This is a genomic window from Treponema sp. R6D11 (assembly GCF_054786075.1).
This window is the reverse complement of record NZ_BDHD01000148.1, coordinates 1-4,493: the sequence shown is the minus strand read 5'-3', so window position 1 is coordinate 4,493 and position 4,493 is coordinate 1. Positions and strand designations below refer to the sequence as shown.

The following is a 4,493-nucleotide window of genomic DNA, read 5'->3' as shown; positions in this document are numbered from 1 at the left end:
ACTTTTTTTGCCCTCCGCTCGCGGAAATTTTTAAGGGGGGCGGTCGTGGCGGACGCTTCCCTGCTGATTTTCATTTACAGCGTGGCGCGCGCTGGGAACATAGAAATCTACCGCTTTCCCATCGTAATGATTGTCCTGTTTGGCGCGGTCGTTTTACTGCTGGCGCTCGCCCTGCTCTTTTCCACGCCTCCCGAAACAAAACTGCGGGCAAAAGAAAAACTTTTGGCTCTAGCCGCGCTTGTTGTAATTATTGGAACGGGCGGTGTTTTGTTCATAAGACCGGTTCAGGAACAGGCGGCGCAAATGGGCGGCGGCCTTTTGGAGCCGAAATTCTTCAGCTATGATTTTTCCAAACTGTTAAAACTTGATCCGGAAATTTCCGTAAATGACGATTTAATCCTAATCGTAAAAAAAGAAAACGATAACCACATCTTTCTGCGCCGTTCCGTGCTTTCCGGTTACAGTAAGAAAAACGGCTTTTATAAAATAGAAGAACTTGATGAAAAAACGCACCCTGAAAAACTTCCATCAAGCACAGCCCTGCTTGTCCCTCCCGCGTTTAAGGACGCGCGTCTTTCGATGCAGGAATATTTTTTGGTAAACGCGGAAAACGACGCTTTTATCGGCATGAAAGAGCCGGTGTTGATTATTCCTTATGAAAATTGGGACGCTTCGTCTTTCAAGTCCGCCTACGGCGTGAGCAGTCTTGTAAGCGACGCGGATATCGATGTTCTTTATATAAGCACCATTTACTGGCCGGAAATTTCAGAGCTTGGATTAATCGAAGATGAATTTAAGATTTATACCGATTACGGAAAAGATGAAAGGCTCCGTTCCCTTGCCGAAGAAATAACGGAAGACTGCATTACATACACGGAAAAAGTCGTTACCGTGTACAATTACCTTAAAAACGGCGATTACTCTTACAGCCTAAAACCCGGCATCGCGCCGGACGGGGACCAGCTTGGGTGGTTCCTCTTCCATTCAAAAAAAGGCTACTGTTCGTACTACGCCTTCGCCATGACGCTTCTCCTGCGCTCCTTGGGAATTCCCGCCCGACTGTCCGCCGGTTTCTTTATCGAACAGGATACCAACACTTTGGATTATTACCCCGTGCGCTCCGACATGGCGCACGCGTGGGTCGAAGTCGCTTTCCCGGGATACGGCTGGATCGAATTTGATCCCACCACGGAAAATCTTGCCGAAGGTGAAGAATTCCGTTTTTCGGCCGGTGTAGATCCCTCCCTTTTTGAAAAACTTATGCGCGAAATCCTAGAAAACCGCTACAGCATGAAGGCGAAAGAAAATTTAGGCGGAAGCGAAAATTTTTCGGGCGGAAACTCATTCGCTAAAAAAGCGCTTGTTCTTTTGCGAAACAACCGCCTGCCCTTGCTCGCCGTCATATTGGTTCTCCTCTCCCTTTACATTCGCTGCGGCTTGTACTTTTCCGTCTTCCTTACGCGAAACCCAAGGAAAAGCTCCATCCTGCTTTTCAAACACGCCCGCCGCCTGTTACGCCTTGCCGGTGTGCGGCGGAGCGGCAACTTAGCCGAATCGGAATGGGCGGCGCGGATTAACAGCGCTTACGACGGCATTTATCCGCTATACAATTCCGCAGCCGCCGCCCGTTTCGCGCCGGAGTTCTCCAAACAGGAACTTGAACTGCAATGTGCGAATTATCAACTTTTCCGCTCTTCTTACAACGCTAACGTCCCGCTTTTGCGGCGCGTTATATCGTGGATTTTTCCCTTGTCCGTAATTTCGCCGGGAAGAATGTTAACAGTTTTTCTTTTAATCGGGCTTATCGCGAGTTCGCAATCGTCACAAATCGTTACGGCGCAGGAATCGTCGCAGCAAGCAGCGTCGCAGGCAGAGTCGTCGCAGCAAGCAGCGTTAAGCGCGGACGCTCTTTTCAAGGAAGCTTCCGACGCCGACTATTCGGAAAATTGGGAGAGGGCGATAGAATTATACAAAAAGGGCTCTGAAACATTCCCGGACGACGGGCGTTTTTCCTGGTCGTTGGGAAACCTTTATTACGGACGCTCGCTTTACGGCCTTGCGTGGGACGAGTACAAAAAGGTAGAAAATATTTTTCCTAACAACGCGCCCGTCATTATCAGGCTGGCGAGGACGGCGGGCTACCTTAACCGCAACGCCGAATCGGTAAGCCTGTACGAGCGCGCGCTTGAGATTGAACCCAACAACATGGAGGCGATCGGCAACCTCGGCTGGATGTATTTTAAAGTCCACAGGCTTGAAGACGGGGAAAGGCTTCTTATTTCGGCGGTTGATAGGTTGGGCGCTAATACCAATTTATCCATGACGCTCGGAAGTATTTATTCCGACATGTACCGTTACGATGAAAGCAAAGACTGGTATAACAATTCCATCAAACTGGGGGAAGAAAAGAACGACAAGGAATATACGGCGATAGCGTGGTATAACCTTTCGATACTGGAGTCGCGCTTTTACCGTTACGATCTTTGCATGGACGCGATTAATTCTTCGCTAAAAATACATAACCGCTCTTCGGGACATCTTGCCCTTGGTGAAATTCTTAAACACCGCTTAAAACTTGTAGAAACCCAAAAAGAGTACGAGACCGCTTATGAAACGGACACTTCCCCACTTTCAAAATTATACCTGGCGCAGGTTTACCAAATGTCCGGGCGGCTGGAAGAAGCGCGGCTCTACGCGCAGGACTGCCTAAAAGACAGCAACAATTCATGGATGCTGCATTTCGGCATAGACCCCGACCGTTATAAAATGAACATTCATTTAACGCTTGCGGATATATATTTAGGCCTTTTGAACACCGAGTACTTTTTATCTAAGGCTAGTCTAAAAGAAAAAATATCGTCCTTGCTTAAAACAGTCTCGTATATGCTAAAAAAAGAGGTAAACCTTAAACTCTACAGAAAATACAGCCTTGCGTCGGCAAACGCCTACGGAGCGACGTTAAGCGGCGCGTCAAGCGGCGGCGCAGTAAGCGGCGTTAATCGCGACATTCATCTTGATTCGCTTACGCAATATTACAATGCCTTTCATGATTATCCCCGCAGAGCCGTTACCTACCTGAACAAAGCCCGCACTTTCGAAACAGCCCTTATTCCAGCGGCGATTCCCTTTTACGATTACGAGGAAGGCGTATTATTCAACAGGAAACACCTTGTAGAAAAAGCCCTGCGCGAATTTGACCCCTATTGGGAAAGAGAATACATCGCCGACTGCCACAAGGCGTTAAAAAACGAAGAAAACCTTTTCGCGCTAAACCGCGGGGCGCCGAATCAGGCCGGAATGAAACTGCCCGTACATTTGGATTTATTTTTTGAAGAAGACGCGAAAGAAAACAAACACTTAGAAACCGCGCTTTTAAGGGCAGGTTTTAAGAAAGAGGCGATAACCGCAAGGTTCAGGCTTGCAGTGCGGATTCACGGCGCGAAGGAGAGCGGCTACACGGCGCTTTGCGAACTTGTTGATACGAGGGGAGAATTGGAAACTTTGCGGTATTCTTTCCCGGTAAGGGAACCGACAAAAGCCGAGTTTTACAAACTAGCCGCGTCTCTGAGGAATAGGGTGTTTACTGTTGATTAGTGCAGTTTCTCTAAGATTTCGGCGATGACTTTGTCCGCGTCGTCGTAGGGAACCTGGCAGGTACCCACCTGCTTGTGTCCGCCGCCGCCGTAATAGAGCAAAAGCGCGCCGACATCCACGGTCGAAGTACGGTTGATAATGCTGTACCCTACCGTAATGGCGACGTTAACTTTATTGCGCCCGTCCACAACCCAGCATGAAATATTCTGTTCGGGGAAAAGCGTGTAAATAAAGAAGCGGTTTCCGGCGTAGATTGTTTCCACGTTACGCAGGTCTATCATAATGACGTTGCCCATCGGTTTGGCGTATTTAAGAATCATCTCTTTATAGCTTTCTGTCTGTTCAAAGTATAAATCCAGCCTTTCTTTTACGTCCGGCATAACGAGGATTTCGTTAATATTTTTTTCGGTGCACGCCAAAGCAAGCTCTTTCATTAAATCGTAGTTGCTGATTGTAAAATTTCTGAAACGGCCAAGGCCCGTGCGCGGGTCCATGATAAAGCCAAGAAGCACCCAGCCTTTGGGGTCTAAAATTTCATCGGGGGTAAGGTCGCCTGAATCCACCTTGTCCACATAGTGAATCATCTCCGCGAATTTCCCCAGTTTGGCGTCGCCGCCGTAATATTCATAAACTACCCTGGCTTGCGGAGCGCTCTTAGTATATTTGGGACTCATTGATGAATGGAAATTTGTACATCCTAAAGATATTCAAGATGGGCTTATAGAAGCCACGGATAACGATATATTGGCGAATATTCCTTACATCAAAGGCTGCAAGCTGTGGTTCGACCACCACTCCAGCGAATCCGAAAGATTGGGGAAAAACATCTATTTTGAGGGAGTTTCCAGACCCGCCCCAAGCTGCGCCAGGGTAGTTTATGAATATTACGGCGGCGGCGC

Annotated in this window: 2 protein-coding genes and 1 pseudogene; 2 read left to right on the top strand and 1 reads right to left on the bottom strand. The window is 48.2% G+C overall.

From position 1 onward, the window contains the following. Positions 1-45 precede the first annotated feature (45 nt). Positions 46-3,594 (top strand): transglutaminase domain-containing protein, encoded by a 3,549-nt coding sequence (locus tag ACYVTD_RS10105; protein WP_461247655.1) that lies wholly within the window; start codon positions 46-48, stop codon positions 3,592-3,594. Here the strand turns inward: ACYVTD_RS10105 and ACYVTD_RS10100 are convergent. Further along, positions 3,591-4,268 (bottom strand): exopolyphosphatase, encoded by a 678-nt coding sequence (locus ACYVTD_RS10100; protein WP_461247654.1) that lies wholly within the window; start codon positions 4,266-4,268, stop codon positions 3,591-3,593. The two genes, ACYVTD_RS10105 and ACYVTD_RS10100, sit on opposite strands and share 4 nt — an antisense overlap. Between ACYVTD_RS10100 and ACYVTD_RS10095 the strand changes: the two are divergent. Continuing rightward, positions 4,258-4,493 (top strand): annotated as a pseudogene (locus ACYVTD_RS10095) (exopolyphosphatase); the annotation flags it as partial. The gene ACYVTD_RS10100 and the pseudogene ACYVTD_RS10095 sit on opposite strands and share 11 nt — an antisense overlap.